We start from the raw sequence: 23,678 nt of genomic DNA, 5'->3' as shown, positions 1-23,678 counted from the left end.
CACCGCCTACAGCGGGATGTTCCCGTGCTTCTTGGGCGGCAGGCTGGCTCGTTTGGTGCGCAGCGCGCGCAGGGCCTTCGTGATCGCGACCCTGGTCGCCGCCGGCTCGATGATGCCGTCCAGCTCGCCGCGCTCGGCCGCGAGGAACGGGCTGGCGACGTTGTAGGTGTACTCGTTGGCCAGCCGGGTGCGCACGGCCGCGACATCCTCATCGGCGGCCTCCGCCTTCTTGATCTCAGACCGGTAGAGGATGTTCACGGCGCCCTGGCCGCCCATCACGGCGATCTCCGCGGTCGGCCAGGCGAGGTTGATGTCCGCGCCGAGCTGCTTGGAGCCCATCACGATGTAGGCGCCGCCGTAGGCCTTGCGCAGGATCACCGTGACGAGCGGGACGGTTGCCTCGGCGTAGGCGTAGAGCAGCTTGGCGCCGCGACGGATGATGCCGGTCCACTCCTGGTCGGTGCCCGGCAGGAAACCGGGCACGTCGACGAGCGTGAGGATCGGGATCGAGAACGCGTCGCAGAAGCGCACGAACCGGGCGGCCTTCTCGCCGGCCGGGATATTGAGCGTGCCGGCCATGGCGCTGGGCTGGTTGGCGACGATGCCGATCGAACGGCCCTCGACCCGGGCGAATCCGACGACGATGTTCGGGGCGAACAGCGGCTGCGTCTCCAGGAAGTCGCCGTGGTCGACGATGTGCTCGATCACGGTCTTGACGTCGTAGGGCTGGTTGGGGGAGTCGGGGATGATCGTGTTCAGCTTCATGTCGGCATCCGTCGTCTCCAGCTCGATGTCGCTGTCGAAGACGGGCAGTTCGGCCAGGTTGTTGTCCGGCAGGAAGCTGAGCAGGGTGCGGGCGTAGTCGAGCGCGTCTGGTTCGTCGCTGGCCAGGTAGTGCGCCACCCCGGAGATCGTGTTGTGGGTGAGCGCGCCGCCGAGTTCCTCCATGCCGACGTCTTCGCCGGTGACGGTCTTGATCACGTCGGGACCGGTGACGAACATCTGGCTGGTCTTGTCGACCATGATCACAAAGTCGGTCAGGGCGGGGGAGTAGACGGCGCCGCCGGCCGCCGGGCCGCAGATGATCGAGATCTGGGGGATGACGCCGGACGCGGCCGTGTTGCGGCGGAAGATCTCGCCGTACTTGCCGAGCGCCACGACACCCTCCTGGATGCGGGCTCCGCCGGAGTCCAGGATGCCGATGATCGGCACGCCGGTTTTCAGGGCGAGGTCCATCACCTTGATGATCTTCTCGCCGGCCACCTCGCCGAGCGAACCGCCGAAGATGGTGAAGTCCTGCGAGTAGACGCAGACCTGGCGCCCGTGGATTGTGCCGGTGCCGGTGACGACAGCGTCGCCGTACGGCCGCTTCTTCTCCATGCCGAAGGCGTGCGTGCGGTGCCGCACGAATTCGTCGAGTTCGACGAAGGAACCCTGGTCGAGCAGCAGGTCGATCCGTTCCCGGGCCGTCATCTTGCCTTTGGCGTGCTGCTTCTCGATCGCCGCCTCTCCGCTGGCGGTCACGGCTTCGTGATATCGCACCTTGAGGTCGGCGAGCTTTCCAGCCGTCGTGTACAGGTCGGGGCCCGCGAGGGGCGAGTTCTCAGTCACCGGTTCACTCTACCGGCCAACGGTTGTCCCCGACCGTTGACGAATCTCTACAAAGATGGGCAGGTTCGCTGGTTGGTTCCGCTCTCTCCCCGTGGCAAAACTCCTGCAATCCGGCCCGAGAACCGCCGAAATGGCCAATTCTGGCCGGATTCGGGAGAATTGCAGGAGTTACGCACGGGAAGAGGTTCGCATGGAGTTTCCGCTCAGCCGGGATGCCGGGGCACGGTTCGAGTACCTGGCCGAGGCCGGTTCGACCAACGATGTGCTGGTCGCCCACGCGACGGGGGCGGATGCCGCGGCCTGGCCCGACCTGTCGGTGGTCGTCACCGACAACCAGACCCGGGGACGCGGCCGGCTGGGGCGCACCTGGCTGGCCCCCACGGGCAAGTCCCTGGCCATCTCCGTGCTGCTCCGCCCGGTGCACGCTGGGGCGCCGCTCCCGGTCGACCACTTCGGCTGGTTCCCGCTCCTCGCGGGCACCGCGATGACCCGCGCCGTGCGCGAGGTGGTCGACGCGGGCCTGACGGTCGGCCCCGAACCCGACGAAGGACGCCCGGTGCACGAGGTGACCCTGAAGTGGCCGAACGACGTGCTGATCGACGGCTACAAGGTGTCCGGCATCCTGTCGGAACTGCTCCCCGACGCCAGGGGCCTCGTCATCGGCACCGGCCTCAACGTGTCCCTGGACGAGCACGACCTGCCCACGCTCACGTCCACCTCCCTGATGCTGGTCACCGGCTCGGCTCCCGACCCCGACGCCGTGCTCGCCCGGTACCTGACCGAGCTGCGCGGTCTCACCGGAGCCTTCCTCGCCGCCGGGGGCGACCCGGTGCGGAGCGGACTGCTCGCGGCCGTGCGGGACGTCTGCGGCACGCTCGGGGCCCCGGTGCGCGTGCAGCTGCCCGGTGGCGACGACCTGGTCGGCGTCGCCATCGACCTCGACCGGGATGGTCGCCTCATCGTCGAGGACCAGGCAAACGGGGAGCTGCAGGCTGTCGCCGCCGGCGATGTGACCCATCTGAGGTATTAATGAGGGTATGACGAACGCAGCGGTGAACGGACAGGGTGAGGCGCCGACCTCGGTCGAGCGCGTCGTCGCCGGGCTCCGGCCGCATGCCCGGGTGCTGTTCTGGCCGACCGTCCTGCTCGTCGCGGTCTTCGGCGCCACGGGGTATTTTTACGGCTCCATGCCGGAGCCGTGGCAGAACACAGCACTGGCCGCCGGGGCCCTCGCCGCGGTCGTCCTGCTCTGGCTGTTGCCACTGGCAACCTGGCTGAACCGGCGCTACACGATCACCACCCGGCGGATCATCTTCCGCCGGGGCTTCTTCGTGCGCACCCGCCAGGAACTGCTGCACAGCCGCGGCTACGACGTCACCGTGCGCAAGACCTGGTTGCAGTCGCTGAGCGGGTCAGGCGACGTGCTCATCAACGCGGGCGCGGAGCATCCGCTCGTCCTCAAGGACGTGCCGAACGCCGACCTGGTGCAGCAGGTGCTGCACGACCTGATGGAGCAGTCTCAGACCCTGATCGGGTCGAGGAGGGGTTCGACGGACCTGACCACCGCGCAGTCAGCGCTCGCTGACCAGCCGCCCGTGTGGCACCGTCGTTAGGCTGCCGGTGACCGGCGCGGGCGCCGGGGTGCGGCGGTGCGGGGCGAAGACCCAGTACCGGTAGAGCACGAAGCGGAAGATCGCGCCGAGCAGCAGGCCGATCACGTTCGAGGAGATGTTGTCGGCGACGACACTCGTGTGGCCGAGGACGTAGTGGCTCAGCCACAGGCAGGCGAGGCCGATGCCCATGCCGACGAAGCTGACGGCGAAGAACTCGATTCCCTCGCGCAGGGTCTGCTCCTGCCGGTTCTTGCCGAAGGTCCAGTACCGGTTGCCGACCCAGTTGGCGAAGATCGCCAGGATGGTCGAGATGACCTTGGCGTAGATCGGTCCGGCCTGCACCAGGTGTGGGTCGAACACGGTCGTGCGGAGCAGATTGAAGACCGTCACGTCTACGGCGAAGCCGACGAGTCCGACCGCGCCGAACTTGCCGACCTGGACCAGGAAGGTCATCAGTCGTGCTGGATTCGTCGTTTTTGCCGGCATGCGTCCGTCCGCTCGATGGGTGAAGATAGGAGGGCAGGATTCGCAGTCTACGGCGCAGCCCAGCCCCCAGCCTGAGAGAAGCCGCACCGAAGAATGAACGCTCGCACAGGAATTGGTGAATAGATGAATACGACTGTCGGCGTTATCGGCGGCGGCCAGCTGGCCAGGATGATGATCCCGGCAGCGGTCAATCTCGGCATCGGCATCCGGGTGCTGGCCGAGAACGAGGGGATGTCGGCCGCGCTGGCCGCGTTCGCGGTCGGCGACTACCGCGACCGGGATGTCGTGCTCGCCTTCGCCGAGACCGTCGACGTGGTCACCTTCGACCACGAGCATGTTCCGCAGGAGATCCTCCGCGAACTCGTGGCGCGGGGCGTGGCCGTGCACCCGGGTCCCGACGCGCTCCTCTACGCGCAGGACAAGCTGCTGATGCGCGAACGCCTGACCGAGCTGGGACTGCCGGTGCCAGACTGGGCGCGGGTGGAGGACTCCGCCGAACTGGGCGTCTTCCTCGCCGGGCACGGCGGGCGCGCGGTCGTCAAGACCGCCCGCGGCGGCTACGACGGCAAGGGCGTGCGGCTCGTCTCGCACGAACACGACGCCGACGACTGGTTCACCGCCCTCGCCGAAGACGGCAATGACGGCGCATTACTGGTCGAGGAACTCGTCGACTTCCGCCGCGAGCTGGCCCAGCAGGTGGCGAGGCGACCGTCCGGTGAGATCGCGGTCTGGCCCGTCGTCGAAACCGTGCAGAAGGACGGGGTGTGCGCGGAGGTGATCGCGCCCGCACCGCTGTCCGAGGGTCGGCTCGCCGAGCTCGCCGCCGAGATCGCGGTGAGGGTCGCCGACGGGATCGGCGTGACCGGGATGCTCGCCGTCGAACTGTTCGAGACGACGGACGGGCGCCTCCTGATCAACGAGCTGGCGATGCGCCCGCACAACAGCGGCCACTGGTCGATCGAAGGGTCGACGACGAGTCAGTTCGAGCAGCACCTCCGCGCGGTGCTCGACCTGCCGCTCGGTGCGACCACGAACCGGGACCCGTGGTCGGTCATGGTGAACATCATCGGGGGACCGTTGGAGGGGAGCCTGTCCGACCGTTACCCCGCGGCTCTCGCGGAGCATCCGTCGGCGAAGGTGCACAACTACGGCAAGGCCCCGCGGCCCGGCCGGAAGGTCGGCCACGTGACCGTCGGTGGGCCGGATCTGGACGCGGTCGTGTACGAGGCGCGAGCCACTGCGGCGGTTTTTCAGGACTGACCCATAAGATCGACTGCGTGCCAGAGAACTCCGTGCCCCAGCCCGCCCAGTCGGAGATCGCCGTGACCCCGCTTGTCGGCGTGGTCATGGGATCGGATTCCGACTGGCCGGTGATGAGTGACGCCGCGCAGTTGCTGCGCGACTTCGGGGTGCCCTGCGAGGTGCAGGTGGTCTCCGCTCACCGCACGCCGGAGAAGATGATCGCCTACGGCAAGAGCGCGCACGAGCGAGGTCTCCGGGTGATCATCGCCGGAGCCGGCGGTGCCGCTCACCTGCCCGGCATGCTCGCCGCGGTGACCACCCTTCCCGTCGTCGGCGTGCCCGTTCCCCTCGGCAGGCTCGACGGGCTGGACTCTCTGCTGTCGATCGTGCAGATGCCGGCCGGCGTCCCGGTCGCAACCGTGTCGATCGGCGGCGCGCGCAATGCGGGCCTGATCGCCGTGAAGATCCTGGCGACTGCCGACGACTCCCTGCGGGTGAAGCTCGAAGGCTACGCCGAGATGCTCGCCGCGCAGGTGGAGAAGAAGAACTCGGACCTCCAAGCGAAACTATGACGAGTGCAAGCAGCCCGATCCGGCACCCGAATGTCGGCTCAGAACGGGTCATGACCAAGCGAGCCTGGTGGCTCGTCCTGCTCAATTTCGTGCTGCCCGGCTCCGTGCAGGTGCTGGCCGGCAGCCGGCGCCTCGGTCGGTTCGGTCTCCGGGCCACGTTCACCCTGCTCTTCCTCGCCGTCGTGGCGGGTGCGGTCTACCTGCTCTGGCCCGAGGTGATCCTCACCGCCCTGACGAACACCATCGGGCTCTGGGTCGCTGCCGCTCTGCTCGTGTTCTACGCCGTGGTCTGGTTCATCCTGACCATGGACACACTGCGTCTGGTGCGCCTGGTCAAGGCGGGCCCGAAGGCCCGCCCGCTGATCGCCGGGTTCGCGACGGTGCTCATGGTCGGCGTCGTCGGAACCGCCGGCTACGGCGCCTATGTCGCCACCACGGCCAGTGACTTCCTCTCCTCCGTCTTCGTCGCGGGGCCCACCGAACCCCCGGTCGACGGCCGGTACAACATCATGCTGCTCGGCGGCGATGCCGGCCCCGACCGTGACGGCCTCCGCCCCGACAGCATCTCGGTGGTCAGCATCGACGCCGCGAGCGGCAAGGCCGAGATCATCGGCCTGCCGCGCGACCTGGAGAACGTGCCCTTCTCGCGCGGCCCGCTCGCTGACCTGTATCCGGAGGGGTATGGCGTCATCGACGGCTGTGAGGTCGACGTCTGCATGCTGAACTCGATCTACACCGAGGTGGAGCTGAAGAGTCCGGAGATGTACCCCAATGCGATCAAGCAGGGAAGCGAGCCCGGCATCGAGGGCATGCGCGACGCCGCCCAGGGAATCACCGGGCTGAGCATCCAGTACTACGTCTTGATCGACATGCAGGGATTCTCCGACCTCATCGACGCGCTCGGCGGCGTCGACATCAACGTGGCGGAACGGCTCCCGATCGGCGGGGACGAAGAGTTCAACAATGTCGACGGCTGGGTCGAACCGGGTCAACAGCACATGAACGGCTATACCGCTCTCTGGTACGGCCGCGCACGACACGGCACCAGCGACTACGACCGGATGTCCCGGCAGCGTGTGCTCCAGGAAGCGATCCTCAAACAGTTCAACCCCGCGAACGTCCTGACGAAGTTCCAGGCGGTGGCGAAGGCCGGGAGCGAGGTGGTGAAAACGGACATTCCCCAGGGAATGCTGGGATACTTCGTCAACCTTGCCTCAAAGACCAAAGCGTTGCCGATCGGCGCTGTCGAACTGGTGCCCGCGAACAATGTGGACCCCCAGGACCCCGACTACGGCAACATCCGGGCCCTGATCGATGCGGCCCTCGCGCCGCCACCTTCGGCGACACCCGCGCCGTAACGCTTCCCTCCCGGCCTTCGCGGTCTGCTAGAGGTCGGCGTGGAGCTGCCACACCCGTTCGGCGGAATCCCGCCAGGTGAAAGCGCGCGCCCGGTCGCCGCCGGCGATCCTCAGCCGAGCCGACAGCGCACTGTCGCCGAGAACGCGGGAAATGGCCTCCGCGAGACGCTCAGGGTAGCCGGCGGCGTCCAGACGCTCCACGGTCAGCCCGGCGTCACCGGCGGCCTCCAGCAGCGCCGCAGCGTCGGAGTGCACCACCGGAGTCCCCAAGTGGAAGGCCTGGATGATCGGGAGGGCGAAACCTTCCTCAAGAGTCGGGTAGACGAGTGCGGACGCGCGCGAAATCACGACCGCGAGTTCTTCGTCGGTCAGCCCGATCATCGACCGGACCCGGCCCGGTTCCAGACCGGCCTCGTCGGCCACCGAGGCAAGGTCGAGCTCGCCCCAGGAATCGGGTCCGACGACGATCAGCGGAAGGTCGGGCGCGGCCGGCATCCCCAGGGCGGTGACCAGCGCGGTGATGCCGCGACGTGGCTCGAGGGACCCCACGGTGACGAGGAACTCGGGCGGCAGGGCCAGGTTGGTCGCGACGACCTCCGTCGCCGACGAGTTCGACGGGAGACGCAGACCGCTTCCGACGGCGCTGCCGATGACCCGTACTCGATCGCCCAGGTCGACGATTTCCGCGAGCTGACCGGCGACGGCGTGGCTCGGCACCACGATCGCGTCCGCATACCGTTTTGCCCTCTTCATCATTGCTTTGGTCCATGCGACCGTCGCCGGGGTCAGCGCCTCGGGATGAGTCCAGGCGAGTGCGTCGTGGACCGTGACGGCCACCTGGGTGTCGTCGTTGTTCCGATTGTGACGCCGGAGCGGAGCCAGGAGGCCGGGGGCGTGAATCATGCCAGGCCCGGGAGAGATCGTCACTCCGAGCTGCCAGGCGGCGGCGAGTTCACGTCGGCCCAGCGCTGTGCGGTGGAGGCCGGACAAGCCGGGAAGGGCAGCCTCGATCCGTGCGCACTGTTCCGGCGACGACGCTGAGACAATTCCCTCCACATCGCAGTCCACCGGGGCGGTGGCGATGAGCGCACGGGTGAGTTCCTCCGTATACCGGCCGATGCCCCCCGGCACCGGTGCAATCATCTGATCGACAATTACCCGCAACGTGGTCATCCTTCTCCATTGTTCTCTGGTCGGTCTCGGCGGCGAGAACCCGGTAACGACGGCGACAACGACGAGTCACCCTGGCCTGCAATTGCCCGGCGCCTCAGTTGAGAGTGGCGAACGGGCATGGTGCTCTCAGCCGGTGTGATCGCACCACTACACTTTACGGCCTCGAAGGTTGCGCCCTCGACTTACCCGTGCGCGCCTTCGGCAGGACCGGGTCTGAGCCCGAAGGGGGTACTGCCGACCATGGCCGGATCCTGCTATACATAGCCGGGGGTAACCGTGCCCGCCGGCACGAAAGCGGGTTACGATGCAGCGTCGATGGACTCGACCCAACGGCTCGGTGCTCCTCGCCACCGTACTGATGGTCGCCATGTTGCACCCCGGACCGGCGGCCGCCGCCAGCGGGTCGAGCCCCCTGACCGGTCTGGACCCGCCCGCCACGGACCTCCTGAACGATGACATGGTCAGCCCGGCCGACATCCTCGGCTCGCCCCGTACCCCCCAGCTTCGACAGCCCCAGAATCAGCCTGACCTTCCGGCCGCCGGGCTGGCCCAGAGCAGCCACGTCGTGGATGTCGCCGTGATCGTGCCGTCCGGGTCGACAGGCTGGACCGCGCCCGAAGACGACGCGCGGGTGCGGGCGCTGGTGACGCAGACCGGCGACTACTGGAAGCAGCAGTCGAACAACCAGGTCGTGTCAGTGACAGCCGGCGCCACGATCAAGCGCTACGCCAGCGCATTCACGTGCGCGCAGCAACAGCAGGCGTGGACCGAAGCCGGGCAGGCCTTCGGCCACCCGGACGGTGTGCAGAGCTACGTCTCGGCGGCATCGAGGCACCTGCTCGTGCTCGTCCCGGCGGATTGCGGCGGCACAGGCCTGGGCAGCGTCGGCAGCGCCGCCGCGCCCGTCAGCGGAGCAAACGGGGGCGCGATCTGGGCTTCGGTTGGCGGGGTGAACGACCTGGACATCATCGCCCACGAGTTCGGCCACAACCTTGGTCTCGGTCACTCGAACTCCCACTACTGCCCCGACGCGGCAGTGCCGGAGGGCAACGTTGATCCGGGTACCGGGTCATACTCGGACGGCTGCGCAGACCACGCCTACGGCGACTACTACGACATCATGGGTGCGGCGTGGTCGGTCAACTACAACGGCACGCTGATCGCGAATGCCCGGCCGACGGCCCTCAACATCACCCACAAGTCGCTGCTCGGCGCGGTCGGCGATGGAGAAATGCAAGTCATCCCGCCTCCGGTCGGAGCGGCGGCCCAGCACATCGATGTGACCATGGCCTCTGCCGGGTCCCCGTCCGGTCTGCGCGCGCTGCGCATGGTCGACCCCGTGACGGGTCAAACCTATTTCGTCGATTTCCGAGGAGGCGGCGGGATGGATTCGCAGTCGCTCTACGAGTCGGGCTTGCTCGCGTCCTACGGCACGGCGCCGGGGGTACGGGTGTTGACCCTTCGCGGGAACGGCAGTTCGGTCGTGCTCCTCAGCCCCGACGCCACCACCCACGACGGGCACAAGGAATACCTCACGGCGGGCCAGAGCTTGTCGACGCGGTCTGGTGGGCTCAGAGTCAAGGTGAACTCCGTCGTGGGCGGTGCGGCCTCCGTCTCCGTCACGCTGTCCCCGACCATGCCGGTCACGCGGGTGGCGGGGGTGGACCGGTTTGCGACGAGTGCGGCCGTGTCGGCGGCGAGTTTCGCTCCGGGTGCGTCGGTGGTCTACGTGGCGAGCGGGATGAATTTCCCGGATGCGTTGTCGGCGGCTCCGGTCGCCGGTGCCGCTGGTGCGCCGGTGTTGCTGGTGTCTCCGACCGAGGTGCCGGCGTCGATCGCGGCCGAGTTGGTGCGGTTGCGGCCGGGGCGGATTGTTGTCCTCGGCAGTGAGAGCGCGATCGGTGCCGGTGTTGTGGTGGCGCTTCGCGGATACACGGCGGGGACGGTCAGTCGTGTGGCGGGGGTGGACCGGTTTGCGACGAGTGCGGCCGTGTCGGCGGCGAGTTTCGCTCCGGGTGCGTCGGTGGTCTACGTGGCGAGCGGGATGAATTTCCCGGATGCGTTGTCGGCGGCTCCGGTCGCCGGTGCCGCTGGTGCGCCGGTGTTGCTGGTGTCTCCGACCGAGGTGCCGGCGTCGATCGCGGCGGAGTTGGTGCGGTTGCGGCCGGGGCGGATTGTTGTCCTCGGCAGTGAGAGCGCGATCGGTGCCGGTGTTGTGGTGGCGCTTCGTGGATACACGGCGGGGACGGTCAGTCGTGTGGCGGGGGTGGACCGGTTTGCGACGAGTGCGGCCGTGTCGGCGGCGAGTTTCGCTCCGGGTGCGTCGGTGGTCTACGTGGCGAGCGGGATGAATTTCCCGGATGCGTTGTCGGCGGCTCCGGTCGCCGGTGCCGCTGGTGCGCCGGTGTTGCTGGTGTCTCCGACCGAGGTGCCGGCGTCGATCGCGGCGGAGTTGGTGCGGTTGCGGCCGGGGCGGATTGTTGTCCTCGGCAGTGAAAGCGCGATCGGCGCCGGCGTGGCCCAGCAGCTTCTCTCGTTCATACCCTGAAGCCGGGCCGCGCCGGTGCCGCGTCCTGTGTTCAGGCGGGGTCGAAGACTCCCCGGCTGCTCGCCTCGGCAAGTGCCTCCCGCCAGTCGCGGATCGGGCTGAGCCCGGCGGCACGCCAGGCGTCGTGGCCCAGCACCGAATACGAGGGCCGCGGCGCCGGGCGGATGAACTGCGAACTGTCCGTCGGCGTCACTCGCGCGGGATCGAGTCCTGCGTCGGAGAAAACAGCTTTGGCGAAGTCGAACCAGCTCGTTTCACCGCTACTGGTGCCATGGTAGATGCCGGCCGGGGCATCCGAGTCGAGCAGGATCACGATCTGCCGGGCCAGGTCAGCGGTCCAGGTCGGCTGGCCGAACTGGTCGTTGACGACGCCCACCGTCGGGTGGGAACCGGCCAGTCGAAGCATCGTCTTGGGAAAATTCGGACCGTGCTCGCCGTAGAGCCAGGCGGTTCGCACGATGTAGCTTGCGGCCGGGTTCTCCGCCAGAACGAAACGTTCGCCGGCGGCCTTGGTGCGACCGTAAGCCGAAATCGGGTCGAGCGGGGCTTCCTCCCGATACGGCTCGGTTGCGTTGCCGTTGAACACATAATCGGTGGAGACCTGGACGAGCCGGGCGGAATGCCGTGCTGCCGCCGCGGCCAGGTTGCGGGCGCCGACGGCATTCACCGCATACGCCGTATCCTCCTGCGTTTCCGCCTCGTCGACCCTGGTGTACGCCGCCGCATTGACGATGACGTCGTACCCGTCGGCCGCGGCCAGGACGGCGGCGAGGTCGGTGATGTCCAGGGAATCCCGGTCCAGTGCGGTCACGTCTCGACCCAGCAGAGCGGTTTGGAGGTCGCGGCCGAGCATTCCGTAGGCGCCCGCGATGAGGTAGCGGGTCACTGCTAGTTCAGCTCCGCGCGTGCTTTGAGCGGCTCCCACCAGTCGCGGTTGTCCCGGTACCACTGCACGACGTCGGCGAGGCCCTGTTCGAAGGGGACCAGCGGGGCGTAACCGAGCTCGGCCTGGATCTTGCCGATGTCGACCGAGTAGCGCAGGTCGTGGCCGAGCCGGTCGGCGACTCGGTCGACGTAGGACCAGTCCTTGCCGGTGGCATCCAGCAACAGCTGCGTCAGCTCGAGGTTGGTCAATTCGGTGCCGCCGCCGATGTTGTAGATTTCACCGGCGCGACCGCCGACGAGCACCATGGCGATGGCGCGGGTGTGGTCGTCCACGTGCAGCCAGTCACGGATGTTGTTGCCCTCTCCGTAGAGGGGAACATGCTTGTCGTCGATCAGGTTCGTGACGAACAGCGGGATGACCTTCTCGGGGAAGTGGTACGGGCCGTAGTTGTTCGAGCAGCGGGTGATGGAGATGTTCAGCCCGTGCGTCCGGTGATAGCTGCGGGCGAGCAGGTCACTGCCGGCCTTGGACGCCGAGTACGGCGAGTTGGGCTCGAGCGCGCGTTCTTCATCCCATGAACCCTCGGCGATGGAGCCGTAGACCTCGTCGGTCGAGACGTGCACGAAGCGCTGGAGGTCGTGGCGCAGGGCCGCGTCGAGCAGCTGCTGGGTGCCGAGCACGTTGGTCTCGACGAAGATCGAGGCGTCGCGCACCGAGCGGTCCACGTGGGACTCGGCGGCGAAGTGCACGACGGCGTCGAGCGACGGGAACAATGTGTCGAGCAGGGCGGCGTCGCGGATGTCGCCGTGCACGAACGAATAACGGGGGCTCTCTGCAATGGGAGCCAGGTTCTCGAGATTTCCCGAATAGGTGAGCGCATCGAGCACGACCACTTCGGCGCCTTCGAGGCCCGGGTAGGCGTCTTCAAGGGTGCGGCGAACGAAATTCGAGCCGATAAAGCCGGCGCCGCCGGTGACGAGGATCTTCATAAAATGAATGCCATTTCTCTCAAGGGTGCCCCGCGATTCTAGCCTGCCGCCTCCTTGGTAGACTCTCGAAGTGCTGATTCGCGAGCTTTCCATCCCCGATGCCTACGAGATCACCCCGAAACTTTTCGGGGATGACCGCGGCGTGTTCTTCGAGTGGTACCGATTCGACAAGCTCGCCGAGGTCGTCGGTCATCCCCTCGACCTGAGGCAGGCGAACACGTCCGTGTCCAGGCGCGGTGTTGTGCGCGGCATCCATTTCGCTGACATCCCGCCGGGACAGGCCAAGTACGTCACCGCCACCCATGGCGCTGTCCTCGACTATGTCATCGACATTCGAGTCGGCTCCCCGACCTTCGGGAAGTGGGACACCGTCCTCCTCGACGACATCGACCGTCGGGCCGTGTACTTGTCGGAGGGTCTGGGTCATGCCTTTGTCGCGCTGACCGAGAACGCCACCGTGAGCTACCTGGTCTCATCGACGTTCAACCCCGGTCACGAGCACGGCATCAACCCGCTTGATCCTGAGGTCGGCCTGGTCTTCCCTCCCGAGGCAGGCGCCCCGCTGCTCTCCACGAAAGACACGGACGCACCCGGGTTGTCCGCCGCAGCCGCCAGCGGACTGCTGCCGACCTGGCCGGCCGCCCGCGCCCTCTACGAATCCCTGAAGGAGACGAACTAACCATGCGCGGAATCATTCTGGCCGGTGGATCCGGCTCTCGGCTCTGGCCGATCACCAAGGGCATTTCCAAGCAGTTGATGCCGATCTACGACAAACCGATGATCTACTACCCCTTGTCCACGCTGATGATGGCCGGGATCAAGGAAGTTCTGATCATTACGACACCGGAGTACAACGATCAATTCCGTGCTCTCCTGGGCGACGGATCGGCCCTCGGCATCCGCATCGAGTATGCGATCCAGCCGTCTCCAGACGGCCTCGCGCAGGCCTTCATCATCGGCGAGGACTTCATTGGTGATGAAAGCGTCGCCCTGGTGCTCGGCGACAATATCTTCCACGGTGCCGGGCTCGGCTCCGCTCTCCGCGGCAACGCCGGCATCGAAGGCGCCAGCATCTTCGCCTACCACGTCAGCAACCCGACCGCCTACGGCGTCGTCGAGTTCGACGAGGATTTCACTGCCGTGTCGATCGAAGAGAAGCCGACCGCCCCCAAGAGCAATTACGCCGTCCCTGGGCTCTATTTCTACGACAACACCGTCGTCGCAATCGCCAAGACGATCCAGCCGAGTGCACGCGGTGAGCTGGAGATCAGCACCATCAATGAGCGCTACCTCGAACAGGGGAACCTGCACGTCCAGGTGCTCGACCGCGGGACAGCCTGGCTGGACACCGGCACCTTCGAGTCGATGATGCAGGCTTCGGAGTACGTCAAGGTCATTGAGGACCGTCAGGGCCACAAGATCGGCTGCATCGAGGAGATCGCATGGCGCGCCGGCTGGATTGACAGCGCAAAGCTCGCCGAGCTGGCCGCCCCGCTGGTTAAGAGCGGCTACGGTGTGTACTTGTCCGGTCTGCTCAAGTCGGACTGACCCCTTCGCCCCGCTCGTGACCGGCAGCCGGTCCTCACGAGCCGCCGTCGGGCTATCCGCCGGACTGGATGTGCGCGAGCACGTCGTCCATGGTTGCCTTGATCCCGGCCGGCAGGCTGGTCAGCTGGCGCCGGTCCAGGTCGGGCCATACGGTCGACGTGATCCGCAGGTCGAGGCCCTGCATGGACGCCTCCGCTGAGTAGCCGAGCATGACGTTCGGCCTGCCCTTGGCCAGGCTGCGGATGTGTCCCAGCAGATTGCTGATCGTCACGGCCTGGCCGGAGGCGAGGTTTTTGACGATCGCGGTGCGTCCCTCTCTCGCCGTTACCGTGAGCAGACGTCCAAGGCAATCGATGACCAGTTCGGCGCAATCACGCACGAAAATGTAGTCACGCATGGTTTCCAGCGGCACGAAGATCGACGCCGGCTTGGGGGAGAACTGCGCCTTGGCAAGGTGCGAGATCAGTCCCTGCATTTTGCCGAGTTTCTGGCCCGGCCCGTACAGGTTTGCGATCCGGCCGGCGAGAACCGAGACGCCCGTGACGCGAGAGAATTCGAACAGGCTAGCTTCAGCATCGAGTTTGAATGAACCGTAGTTCGAGATGGGGACCGGGGTGCTCTGCTCGTTGAACGGGGGCCGCGCCGAGCCGCCGTACACTCCGCCCGCGGAGGAGGAATAGAAGACCGCGCCGGTGGCGCCACAGCCGCGTACGGTGGCAGCTGCGCCGACCGCGTCAAGCACAAGCCCCAGCTGGTGCAATTCCCGTGCTATCGCCGGAGGAGGAGTCGACGTGACCGCGTTCCCGGCCAGCCAGACGACGGCCCAGGTCGCTGCCCCGCCCGCGTGGTCCATTAACCGGCCGGCGTGCGCGGCGGCAGCGGCAGCGAGGGCGTCGTCGTCCAACCACGGCAACGGCTCGGCATTCAGTAGAACCCAGTCAGGTCGTCGATCGATCGCCGCCGTCGTCGCGCCGCCGAGCAGGCCGCGGGCTCCGATCACCCAGGCGTATGTGGTCACCGGTCGGCTTTGCGCGTCCGCCCGAGAGGCCCATCCGCCGGGTCGGTGGTGATCAGGTACGGGGGCTTGCCCATTGCCATGTTCACGTTGATGCCGATGTACTCCGCGATGATGCCAAGGGAGAACAGGATAAACCCGGCGCTAAGCAGCACGAGCACGCTGAGAGAGGCCCAGCCCTGGATGGCGATGTCACCGGTGAGGCGCTGGATGAAGATGACGACCGCGAAGACGACGCCGATCAACGCGAAGACCACGCCGAGACCGCTGACGATGCGCAGGCCCCGGGTCCCGGTGGTTAGGATCATGCTCCAGAAGTGGGAGAACAGCCGGCGGGCGGAATAGCCGGAGCTGCGCTCGCCTTCCTCGCGCAGTTCAACCGGAGAGGTCGTGACCTTCGCGGCGACCCAGCCGATGGCCACATCGAGGTAGACGCCTGAGCCGGCGTAGGCTGCGACGCTCCGGCCGATGTTGCCGAGCAGAAGCCGGTAGCTCTGGTAGTCGGCTGCGGCACCGGTTCCGGACAGCTTGGTGAGCAGGTACTTGGCCGCTTTGGACGCCCCGTTGCGCAGGACGCCGTGCGGGGCAGGGTTGGTGGGTTTGGCGTAGACAACGCTCGCCTGCTCGCGCATGGCCGTGTCAAGCATCCCGCCGATCGCGCGGGGGTCGTGCTGACCATCCTCATCGAGGGTGACGATCCAGTCACCCCCGGAGGATGCCATTCCGGCCAGGGTCGCGGCGTGCTGGCCGAAGTTCTTGCTCAGCCAGATGCCGCGGGCGAAGGGAAAGTGGGTGGTCAGGTCGCGGATGATCGCAGCCGAATCGTCCGGGCCGTGGTCGAATACCAGCAGCACTTCCTCCACTTGGAACCTGTATCCGTCCGGGCTGGTGGTCACCCTGGTCAATGGCTCGATCTCGTCGAGCACGCCGGAGAGAGTGCGTTCTCCCTGGTAGACGGGGATGACGATTGAGATGTTGTGGTCGGCGACGCCGGGTTCTGCGAAGGGGAGTGTCACGGGTTCAGAACCTATCACACGGCCACTTTCGCCGGACGGCTCAGACGCCTGCGGCACGCGGCTTCACCGCCTTCGACATGCGGCGGCCGAGCCAGAGGTAGGCGAGCCGGCGAACTTGCGCCATCACCCGGGCGCGTGTGTTACCGACCAGCCGGTCGGTGCGTGACACGACATCGGGGCGGGTCTCGGCCATCCAGTTGTGGAAACCCATCGCCTGGGTGGCCTGCTCGGCTACTAGGCGCACGCTCCATTGGCTATCAGAGATACGGAAGCCGGCCAGGCTGCCTGGAACACCGACGAACTTTCCTTCGAGGAGCACGAGCGAATACGAGGTCTCGTCGATCAGGTACGGCCAGCGCGAGTCCCACCATCCGACCTTCTCCAGCACGCTGCGGCGCATCATCACGCATCCCGGTTCACCGAAGATGTTGGCGCCCTGGGTGACCGTCTTGCGAACCGCGACGGTGCCGTCGTGCACGCCGATCAGGCCGGCGAGTCCCCGGTTCTTGAGCACCGGAACGCCGTTGGCGTCGACAATGTCTCGTGCGGAGGCAGCGAGCACGGCTCCCGGCTCGGCGACGAGGGCTGCCACCTGCTGGGCCACAATCGTCGGATAGAGCAGGTCGTCGCCGCAGACGAGTTTGATTAGCTCGCCGGTGGCCGCCTGGCTCACCCGGTTCCAGTTGCGCAGCGCGCCGCCGCCACCCTCGGTGCGCAGCAGGGTGACACGGGGGTCAGCGCTGTAGCGCGCCATCACGGCCCAGGTGTCGTCGGTGGACGCATGGTCGGACACGATTACTTCAAGGTTGGTGTAGGTCTGGTTGAGCACCGACTTCATGGTGTCGTCCAGATAATCCGCGTTGTTGTACGCGGGGATCACGATGGAGACGAGCGTTTCGTCCGGAGTGGAGGGGGCGTGGCCAGATGGCAGGGCGTCTGTACTCATTTGTAGGTATTTGCTCGTTTCGTTGCGGGAAACTACCCCACCACGATACCGGCTGCCCCCCTCGTGCGGGTGTGAAGGCACCGTGAGGGATAATCTTTGAGTGCAGTCTAAATTCGTGTGGCCCATTCTCGTAGTGGCGGCGGTCCTTGCGGGGGCGTCGATCCCGCTGTTCTTCGACTCCGGTTTCTACTACGTGGATGACAGCCAGTCCGGGGCGTTCGGGCAGTGGTACGAGATCGGCCGGCGCGTGCTCGACCTTGACTGGTCGCTGATCAACCCTAGAGTTTGGCAATCAGGAAACTATCTCGCCGAAGGGGCCTGGGGCATCCTGAGCCCGGTCCTCTGGGTGGTCGGCATCGGCGCTCACCTCGCCGCCAGCGCCCTCATCTTCAGCACCATCATCAAACTGCTGTGCCTCCTGCTCGGCGCCCTCGGCGTCTACGCCCTCGCCCGCAACTTCGGGGCGCAACGCCCCTGGGCGGCCCTCGTCGCAGTTGCCGCACCGCTGGCCGGTTTCACCCTGTACATGGATGCACCGTCCTGGGCAAATGGGCTGATGGCCTGGAGCTTCCTCCCGTTGACCTGGGTTCTTGCCCGGCGAGCGGTGCTTCAGGCGAAGTCGCCTGTCCTGCCCGCCCTCTCCGCCATCGGGCTGGTCGGGATCGGCTATGCGCATGCCACGATCTTCCTGGCGATCAGCCTGGGCGCCCTCATCGTCGAGGCCGTCCTCACTCGGCACCGGCCGGCCATCGTGCGATCATTTGCGCTTGCCACCGCGGCCGGCAGCTTCGCCGTGATCGTGCACTTGCCGGGCCTGTTGACGGCCCCGGTCACCGGACGAACGAGCGGCGTGGTCAACACCGACCTTCTGACCGTGAATCTGAGCGGGCTGTTCTCGTCCGCGACCCCGGTCGGCACACCGAGCATTCTGTTCTTCAGTGGGCAGTTCCCGTATGCGCCCCTGCTCTACATCGCCTGGTTCCTGCCGCTGCTCGCCTTCGTCGACCTCGCCCGATTGCGCGCTTTGCTTCGACACCGCTTGAGTATCGGGATCGTCCTTGTAGCGGCTCTGGTCGGGGTGCTGCTGCCCAGCGACTTCGGCCCTCTGCGCTTCCCCGTTCGGATGATGCCCTATCTCACGCTCGCCGTGCTGCTGCTCCTGGCAGTCGGGCTCTCCCATGCCCGCCCGGCAGTGCTCAGCCGAGCCCGGTTTCTCACAGCTGGGGGGTTGGTGCTCCTCAGCGCCGGCCTGACCTTCAGCTCCGGTCCGCAGTATGTGAAGGTACTCGCTGTCGTCACCGTGGTGCTCCTCATCGCCGTCTGGGTGTCGTATCGCATCCTGGGTGACCGGCCCCTGCCCCTGCTCGGCCGCGAGTCGGCCGGCTGGTTGGCCGGGCGGGGAGTAGCGACGGTGGCCGGCGCGGCGATCGTCCTCACCGTGCTCCTTCTGGTGCCCCAGCATGTCGCCTCGCCGGCGTCCCCGTTGCCCGATTACGGGGTGCCGAACGACGTCAGCGACTACCAGTCCCAGCTCGAGTCCGCGGAGGGTGACGTCATCGTGGTCGGTGGGGTTGAGGACGTGCACAAGCCCGACGCATGGAACGAGACGCTCGTCGGAAACCTCTGGTACGTCACGGGAGAACGGGTCCAGAACGCCTACTCCGCTGTGTACTACACGCCGTACAACTCGCTCACCTGCATGCAGTACAACGGCTCCACCTGCGGGGGGCTCTATTCCCGGCTCTTCACGACGATGCCGGAAACCGGCAAGAGCGTCGCCGACCTCATGGGAGTCAGTTCGGTGCAGGCCGTGAAGGGCATCGTGCCCGCCAAGGACTGGTCGGTCGTCCCTGACGGCTGGCACGTGGCCGAGGACACCGCGAAGACCCGCCTGATTGTGCGGGACGAACCCGTCGCCGGGGCAGGATCCGTGGTCTGGACGTCAAAGGGCACAAAGGTCACTGTGCTGCGGGAGGATGCAATGGGGGTGTCGTTCCGGGTGGACGCCGTCGGCCCGGACGGCGGTCGGGTGGCGCTCAGCCGCATCCCGTGGCCTGGTTATCAGGTGGACGGCGGTGCGGTGTCGGCCGAGCCGGTCGACACCTTCCTACTGGGTGTCGATGTCGATGCGGCCCAGCTCGGCAAGACCGTCACGGTGGCGTTCTACGCTCCCGGGTACCCCGTCCAACTGATCGCGGCCGCGGTCCTGCTGCTCATCCTGCTCGGCTGGCCGATTCTCCGCCTGGTCGGTCGCCGGCGCCCGGGCAGGGGCCGTTTGTTCGGCATCGCTCGAGCGAGCCGGGACGCGGCCACCGAGGCGACCGAATGACCTCGGCCGCCATGGGTCGCACCGTGGCCGTCGTTGTCGCCTACAATCGCCGGGATCTTCTGATCGAGGTTCTCGACGCGCTCGCAGAGCAAACGACGCAGGTCGGGGCCGTCGTGGTCGTCGACAACGCCTCCACCGATGACACCGCCGCGCTGGTTCGCGAACATTACCCGACCGCCGACCTCGTCTCCGTGTGGCGCAACACCGGCGGTGCCGGCGGATTCGCGATCGGTGCCGCCCGTGCGGTGGTGCGGCAGAAGGCCGACTTCGTCTGGCTGATGGACGACGACACAGTGCCGACGAACACCGCCCTCGAGGCGCTGCTCCACAGCGTCGGCGACGACCATCAGGTCACCGTCGCCGGGTCCCGGGTGGTGTGGACCGACGGCCGGGACCACCCGATGAACACACCTCGAGTCAAACCGTTCGTCCGTGCGGCCGAGCGCGCCGCGGCGGGGGACAGTGCGGCTCTGCCGGTGCGCAGCTCCTCCTTCGTGTCCATGCTGGTGCGCGCCGAGGCCGTGCTCGAGCACGGGCTGCCGATCGCGGACTACTTCATCTGGAACGATGATTTCGAGTTCTCAACCCGTCTCCTTCGGCGCAGCCGAGGGTACTTCGTGCCATCCAGTGTTGTCGTGCACAAGACGCTCAAGCTCGGCGCCACCGACGTTGACCCTGGCGAGCGGTTCTACTACGAGGTGCGCAACAAGATCTGGCTGCTCCGGTGCTCCCGCGGGCTGAGCCCGGCTGAGAAGGTGCTCTACTCCGGATCGAGTCTTCGCCGCTGGGCGCGAACCTTCCGTGCCTCCACAAACCGTCCGGTCCTCATGGCGGGTCTTCGCCGTGGAATCCGTGACGGCTTTCGCACCCGGCCCCGACCCAACGCCATTGCGTTGGCCGGGCTAGGGGAGGCGACGGACGATGTCGCCGCCTGCGAAGCCGGGGTCCCGCGAGCGTGACCGCCATCGAGTTCTCCCTGCTCCTGCCCGTCTATGCCGGAGACAAGGCCGCCTACTTCACAAAAGCGTTCACCAGCACGGTCACCGAGCAGACGCGCCGCCCCAGCGACGTCGTCATCGTGCAGGACGGCCCGATCGGCACCGAGCTAGCGGCGGCCGTCGCGGCGGCCGCCGATACGTCGCCGGTGCCGGTCAACCATGTGCGCTTGCCGGCGAACGTCGGTCTCGCACGCGCGCTCGAGACCGGCCTGCGGCACTGCGCCCATGACGTCGTCGCCCGGATGGACGCCGACGACATCTCACTGCCCACCCGCTTCGAACACCAACTGGGCATGATCGAGAACGGATTCGACCTCGTCGGCACCGGAATGCTCGAATTCGACGAGGCGGGGCGGGTGCTCGGCAAACGGATTCCACCCACGGATCCGGACGATATCGCCACCAGCGCCCGGTTCCACGACCCGTTCAACCACCCGACCGTGGTGTACCGCCGCTCCGTCGTCGCCAAAGCGGGCGGCTACCGAGAACTGCCTATGATGGAGGACTACTGGCTCTTCGCTCGGATGATTCAGGCCGGAGCCCTGGTGGCGAACCTGCCCGACCCCCTGGTGATGTACCGCGTCGATGCCGGAGCCTACGGCCGGCGGGGCGGCTGGAGACTCTTCCGCAGTGAACTCGCCCTCCAGCGCAGCCTGCTCGAGGACGGATTCGTCACCCGCCGCCAGTTCGCCCGCAACGTCCTCGTTCGGGGCGGATATCGGTTCGTCCCGGTGACCCTCCGACGGGTGGCATACCGCCGGTTCATCGTCCGGAATTACGCAAATGAGCCCGACTGACCGGCGAATTCGTGTTGAGTTGGGGGGCGTCCGCACCATCGCCCGCTATGATACGAACACGTGCAGACGCGTGGTTATTGCTGTGGGGGCGAAGAATTGACGCTTGCCAGGCTTTTCGCGTGGTTTGCCTCTCACCACCCACCGACAAGATTGCCGAGGCGCCGCTGTGCTCAGAACCACTCCAGAGACGCGTGGCGCCCCCGTCCAGCGCCTGACCATCCGAAATCTCGTGGCCATGCTGGGGGTACTTGCTCTCGTGCTCGGTTTCCTCACCGTGGCAGCCACGACCAACCGGGACAAAGCCGAGGCCGCCAGCGCAGGCGACTTCAACGCCGGCAACATCATCAGTGACGCCGAGTTCTACAATTCCGGCACCATGTCCGAGCGGGACATCCAGTCATTCCTGAATGGCAAGGTGTCCAACTGCCGGTCGGGCTACGTGTGCCTGAAGGACTACTCCCAAGCCACCGCCGGTCAGAGCGCCAAGGGTGAGGGCTGCGCCGCCTACCAAGGCTCCGGCGGAGAGTCCGCCGCCAGCATCATCTACAAAGTCTCCCGCGCCTGCGGCATCAACCCGCAGGCGCTTCTAGTTATGCTCGAGAAGGAAACAAGCCTCGTTGGGAGTTCCTCCCCATCAAGCGCCGTGTACCGGAAGGCGATGGGCTACGGATGTCCGGACACGGCGGACTGCGACGCGCAGTACTACGGATTCTTCAACCAGGTGTATAACGCGGCTTACCAATTCAAGAAGTACCAGGCAAACCCGGGCTCCCGCGGGTACGTCGCCGGTCGATGGAATTCGATTCTCTGGAACCCGAATACTGCCTGCGGCGCCAGCAATGTGTACATCGAAAACCAGGCGACAGCGGCACTGTACATCTACACCCCTTACCGGCCGAACAGCGCCGCTCTGAACAATCTGTACGGAACCGGTGACGGCTGCTCAACCTACGGCAACCGCAACTTTTGGCGGCTGTTCACCGACTGGTTCGGCGACACCCACGGCGGCAGCTCCATCGTCCGCGACACCAGCACCGGCGACCTCTCCCTGATCGCCGGCACCTCGAAGTACCGGGTGCCGACCATGGACATCTATTACGCGCTGGCCAATCTCGGCAGCTACCGGGACGTCCCCGCGTCCTATCTCTCGGGCTACGCCGCAGGCAACGACGCCAGCGAACTGGTTCGCAACCCCTTGAGCGGAGAAATCGCTCTGGTTCAGGGCAACTCGCGGCACCGGTTCGGCAGCTGCAGCCAGGTCGCCGACTGGGGATACGACTGCTCGAAGGCCATCGACCTGATGCCCGGCCAGTGGGCCAAGCTCCCCGGCGGCGGAGACGTGTCGGCGTTCATGGTCTTGCCGGGCAGTTCCACCACCTACTACCTCAACGCCTCTGCTCGGTCCCCGGTTGACGAGTGGGCCGGGGTGCTCGCCCTCAACGGCGGCGCCAGTCCGTGGGTGGGCACCATGCGCACGGCCGTCGGCGAACGCTACCCGATCGGACGGGTCCTTGCCACGCCGGCGACGGCCGTCAAGACCGCGTCGTCGAACGATCTGTTCTTCATCGACGGCTGGGGCTCCCGCATCCACATCCCCACAATGGCTGTGCTCGCCGAATACGGACTGAGCACCATCCGCACGGTCAGCGACAGCGTGATCAACGGCTATGCCCGGGCGGCCGCGGACCTCACCATCGTGGCCAACTGCAACGGCACCGAGGGGCTCGTGAACGGCCAGGCATTCTCGCCACTGAGGAGCAACGGAACCGGGATCCCGGTTACCGCGCTGACCGGGCCGACCTGCGCGGCCTTCGGCGGCGGGGCGTCGATCGCCACGGCGGCCTTCGTGATCAGCCCGGGCTCGCCCAACGTTTCCCTGATCACCGGCGGGGCGGTACGGCCCGTCTGGGGCTGGAACGACGTGATCCGCCTCAACAACGGCTCCGCTCCGGTCATCTCCACGCTCACGACCGATACCGTGCGAGGGCTGCCGCAGGCCGGCGTCGTCGTCGCCCCCTACTCGCTGGTCAAGTCGAGTTCGGATGCCACGGTGTGGGCGACCGACGGGTTGGACCGAAAGCTGCGGCTCGATTCGTTCGGCACCAGTGACGCCCTCGGCCTCGGCGGCTGGCGGGCAGTGCCCGACCAGCTGGTCAACGGTTATGCCACCACGGGTGCCACGCTCAGCCGGGTCGTGTCCTGTGCCGGCGCGACCTACATCGGGCTCGGAGGGACGCTGTACGCGGTGACGGCGAACAACCCGCACGGACTGCCGGTTGCCGCTCTGGGCGATGCATGCGGCGTGCTGTCCCGTTCCAGTGCAGCGCCGATCGACAAGGTGTTCGTGAAATCGTCTGGAACCAGCACCGTGTACTACGTGCTCGGGGGCCAGCGCAAGGCCGTGAACACTTGGTCTGATCTGGTCGCGGCGAACGGCGGCTCCGCGCCGCAGATCTTCACCGTGAACCCGTCCGAGGTCTCCAGCCTTCCCAACGGGGGCACCCTCTAGACCGGCCGACACAGGCACGGATACACGAGAACGCCCCGACCG

Annotated in this window: 20 protein-coding genes; 12 read left to right on the top strand and 8 right to left on the bottom strand. The window is 66.8% G+C overall.

Annotated features, from left to right (window positions below):
- Positions 1 to 6: 6 nt before the first annotated feature.
- A complete protein-coding gene (locus IWX89_RS09880; protein WP_196903399.1) occupies positions 7 to 1,611 on the bottom strand; it encodes an acyl-CoA carboxylase subunit beta in 1,605 nt (534 codons plus the stop codon).
- Between the two features lie 190 nt (positions 1,612 to 1,801).
- Between IWX89_RS09880 and IWX89_RS09875 the strand changes: the two genes are divergently transcribed.
- Both IWX89_RS09875 and IWX89_RS09870 read left to right on the top strand, forming a co-directional pair.
- Positions 1,802 to 2,641: a biotin--[acetyl-CoA-carboxylase] ligase gene (locus tag IWX89_RS09875; protein WP_196903398.1), complete on the top strand. Its 840-nt coding sequence runs from the start codon at positions 1,802 to 1,804 to the stop codon at positions 2,639 to 2,641.
- A gap of 7 nt (positions 2,642 to 2,648) precedes the next feature.
- A complete protein-coding gene (locus IWX89_RS09870) occupies positions 2,649 to 3,224 on the top strand; it encodes a PH domain-containing protein (protein ID WP_196903397.1) in 576 nt (191 codons plus the stop codon).
- On the opposite strand, the gene IWX89_RS09865 is transcribed toward IWX89_RS09870, so the two are convergent.
- Positions 3,183 to 3,677, bottom strand: coding sequence for a GtrA family protein (locus tag IWX89_RS09865; protein WP_231383127.1), 495 nt, complete (start codon positions 3,675 to 3,677; stop codon positions 3,183 to 3,185). The two genes, IWX89_RS09870 and IWX89_RS09865, sit on opposite strands and share 42 nt — an antisense overlap.
- Positions 3,678 to 3,833: 156 nt before the next feature.
- Here IWX89_RS09865 and IWX89_RS09860 point away from each other — a divergent pair, with 156 nt between their 5' ends.
- The 3 genes from IWX89_RS09860 to IWX89_RS09850 all read left to right on the top strand — a co-directional run bounded on the left by IWX89_RS09860 (position 3,834) and on the right by IWX89_RS09850 (position 6,882).
- Positions 3,834 to 4,970 (top strand): 5-(carboxyamino)imidazole ribonucleotide synthase, encoded by a 1,137-nt coding sequence (locus IWX89_RS09860; protein WP_196903395.1) that lies wholly within the window; start codon positions 3,834 to 3,836, stop codon positions 4,968 to 4,970.
- 86 nt (positions 4,971 to 5,056) lie between these two features.
- Entirely contained in the window at positions 5,057 to 5,524 is a 468-nt protein-coding gene (purE, locus tag IWX89_RS09855) for a 5-(carboxyamino)imidazole ribonucleotide mutase (protein ID WP_134540946.1), read from the top strand.
- A 50-nt stretch (positions 5,525 to 5,574) separates the two neighbouring features.
- Positions 5,575 to 6,882, top strand: a complete 1,308-nt coding sequence (locus IWX89_RS09850) for an LCP family protein (RefSeq protein ID WP_231383126.1) — start codon at positions 5,575 to 5,577, stop codon at positions 6,880 to 6,882.
- Between the two features lie 27 nt (positions 6,883 to 6,909).
- On the opposite strand, the gene IWX89_RS09845 is transcribed toward IWX89_RS09850, so the two are convergent.
- Complete coding sequence (locus IWX89_RS09845; RefSeq protein ID WP_196903393.1) at positions 6,910 to 8,055, bottom strand: glycosyltransferase family 1 protein; 1,146 nt, start codon at positions 8,053 to 8,055, stop codon at positions 6,910 to 6,912.
- A gap of 304 nt (positions 8,056 to 8,359) precedes the next feature.
- Here IWX89_RS09845 and IWX89_RS09840 point away from each other — a divergent pair, with 304 nt between their 5' ends.
- Positions 8,360 to 10,603: a cell wall-binding repeat-containing protein gene (locus IWX89_RS09840; protein WP_196903392.1), complete on the top strand. Its 2,244-nt coding sequence runs from the start codon at positions 8,360 to 8,362 to the stop codon at positions 10,601 to 10,603.
- Positions 10,604 to 10,634: 31 nt separating this feature from the next.
- Here the strand turns inward: IWX89_RS09840 and rfbD are convergent, their stop codons facing one another.
- Positions 10,635 to 11,489, bottom strand: coding sequence for a dTDP-4-dehydrorhamnose reductase (gene rfbD, locus IWX89_RS09835; RefSeq protein WP_196903391.1), 855 nt, complete (start codon positions 11,487 to 11,489; stop codon positions 10,635 to 10,637).
- Positions 11,490 to 11,491: 2 nt separating this feature from the next.
- The gene (rfbB, locus tag IWX89_RS09830) at positions 11,492 to 12,478 is read right to left on the bottom strand and encodes a dTDP-glucose 4,6-dehydratase (protein WP_196903390.1); all 987 of its coding nucleotides are present in this window, start codon (positions 12,476 to 12,478) and stop codon (positions 11,492 to 11,494) included.
- A gap of 70 nt (positions 12,479 to 12,548) precedes the next feature.
- On the opposite strand from rfbB, the gene IWX89_RS09825 reads away from it, so the two are divergent.
- Both IWX89_RS09825 and rfbA read left to right on the top strand, forming a co-directional pair.
- On the top strand, positions 12,549 to 13,157 hold the full coding sequence (locus IWX89_RS09825) for a dTDP-4-dehydrorhamnose 3,5-epimerase family protein (protein WP_196903389.1): 609 nt from the start codon (positions 12,549 to 12,551) through the stop codon (positions 13,155 to 13,157).
- A gap of 2 nt (positions 13,158 to 13,159) precedes the next feature.
- On the top strand, positions 13,160 to 14,026 hold the full coding sequence (gene rfbA, locus IWX89_RS09820; RefSeq protein WP_196903388.1) for a glucose-1-phosphate thymidylyltransferase RfbA: 867 nt from the start codon (positions 13,160 to 13,162) through the stop codon (positions 14,024 to 14,026).
- Positions 14,027 to 14,078: 52 nt separating this feature from the next.
- Here rfbA and IWX89_RS09815 read toward each other — a convergent pair whose 3' ends face one another.
- From IWX89_RS09815 to IWX89_RS09805, 3 genes are read right to left on the bottom strand one after another with little or no spacing between them, the layout of a single operon-like run.
- Complete coding sequence (locus IWX89_RS09815; RefSeq protein WP_196903387.1) at positions 14,079 to 15,044, bottom strand: NAD-dependent epimerase/dehydratase family protein; 966 nt, start codon at positions 15,042 to 15,044, stop codon at positions 14,079 to 14,081.
- Positions 15,041 to 16,057, bottom strand: a complete 1,017-nt coding sequence (locus tag IWX89_RS09810; RefSeq protein WP_307836492.1) for a glycosyltransferase — start codon at positions 16,055 to 16,057, stop codon at positions 15,041 to 15,043. The genes IWX89_RS09815 and IWX89_RS09810 overlap by 4 nt, the downstream gene beginning before the upstream one ends.
- A gap of 40 nt (positions 16,058 to 16,097) precedes the next feature.
- Entirely contained in the window at positions 16,098 to 17,003 is a 906-nt protein-coding gene (locus tag IWX89_RS09805; protein WP_196903386.1) for a glycosyltransferase family A protein, read from the bottom strand.
- A 100-nt stretch (positions 17,004 to 17,103) separates the two neighbouring features.
- Between IWX89_RS09805 and IWX89_RS09800 the strand changes: the two genes are divergently transcribed.
- From IWX89_RS09800 to IWX89_RS09785, 4 genes are all read left to right on the top strand, one after another.
- Complete coding sequence (locus IWX89_RS09800) at positions 17,104 to 19,332, top strand: hypothetical protein (protein WP_196903385.1); 2,229 nt, start codon at positions 17,104 to 17,106, stop codon at positions 19,330 to 19,332.
- Positions 19,329 to 20,291, top strand: a complete 963-nt coding sequence (locus IWX89_RS09795; RefSeq protein WP_196903384.1) for a glycosyltransferase — start codon at positions 19,329 to 19,331, stop codon at positions 20,289 to 20,291. Before IWX89_RS09800 ends, IWX89_RS09795 begins: the two co-directional genes overlap by 4 nt.
- On the top strand, positions 20,288 to 21,127 hold the full coding sequence (locus tag IWX89_RS09790; RefSeq protein WP_196903383.1) for a glycosyltransferase: 840 nt from the start codon (positions 20,288 to 20,290) through the stop codon (positions 21,125 to 21,127). The genes IWX89_RS09795 and IWX89_RS09790 overlap by 4 nt, the downstream gene beginning before the upstream one ends.
- Before the next feature lie 235 nt (positions 21,128 to 21,362).
- Positions 21,363 to 23,636, top strand: a complete 2,274-nt coding sequence (locus tag IWX89_RS09785; protein WP_196903382.1) for a hypothetical protein — start codon at positions 21,363 to 21,365, stop codon at positions 23,634 to 23,636.
- Positions 23,637 to 23,678: the final 42 nt, after the last annotated feature.

The organism is Cryobacterium sp. MP_M3, from assembly GCF_015752155.1.
Taxonomy (GTDB): Bacteria; Actinomycetota; Actinomycetes; order Actinomycetales; family Microbacteriaceae; genus Cryobacterium.
Note: the sequence above shows the minus strand (reverse complement) of the source record. Positions and strands in the feature narration are given on the sequence as shown.

Bases quoted from the DNA above. Each gene is read 5' to 3' on its own strand.
- IWX89_RS09875 (WP_196903398.1), top strand. From the start codon at position 1,802: ATGGAGTTTCCGCTCAGCCGGGATGCCGGGGCACGGTTCGAGTACCTG.
- IWX89_RS09870 (WP_196903397.1), top strand. From the start codon at position 2,649: ATGACGAACGCAGCGGTGAACGGACAGGGTGAGGCGCCGACCTCGGTC.
- IWX89_RS09865 (WP_231383127.1), bottom strand. From the start codon at position 3,677: ATGACCTTCCTGGTCCAGGTCGGCAAGTTCGGCGCGGTCGGACTCGTC.
- IWX89_RS09860 (WP_196903395.1), top strand. From the start codon at position 3,834: ATGAATACGACTGTCGGCGTTATCGGCGGCGGCCAGCTGGCCAGGATG.
- purE (WP_134540946.1), top strand. From the start codon at position 5,057: ATGGGATCGGATTCCGACTGGCCGGTGATGAGTGACGCCGCGCAGTTG.
- IWX89_RS09850 (WP_231383126.1), top strand. From the start codon at position 5,575: ATGACCAAGCGAGCCTGGTGGCTCGTCCTGCTCAATTTCGTGCTGCCC.
- IWX89_RS09845 (WP_196903393.1), bottom strand. From the start codon at position 8,055: ATGACCACGTTGCGGGTAATTGTCGATCAGATGATTGCACCGGTGCCG.
- IWX89_RS09840 (WP_196903392.1), top strand. From the start codon at position 8,360: ATGCAGCGTCGATGGACTCGACCCAACGGCTCGGTGCTCCTCGCCACC.
- rfbB (WP_196903390.1), bottom strand. From the start codon at position 12,478: ATGAAGATCCTCGTCACCGGCGGCGCCGGCTTTATCGGCTCGAATTTC.
- rfbA (WP_196903388.1), top strand. From the start codon at position 13,160: ATGCGCGGAATCATTCTGGCCGGTGGATCCGGCTCTCGGCTCTGGCCG.
- IWX89_RS09805 (WP_196903386.1), bottom strand. From the start codon at position 17,003: ATGAGTACAGACGCCCTGCCATCTGGCCACGCCCCCTCCACTCCGGAC.
- IWX89_RS09795 (WP_196903384.1), top strand. From the start codon at position 19,329: ATGACCTCGGCCGCCATGGGTCGCACCGTGGCCGTCGTTGTCGCCTAC.
- IWX89_RS09785 (WP_196903382.1), top strand. From the start codon at position 21,363: ATGCTGGGGGTACTTGCTCTCGTGCTCGGTTTCCTCACCGTGGCAGCC.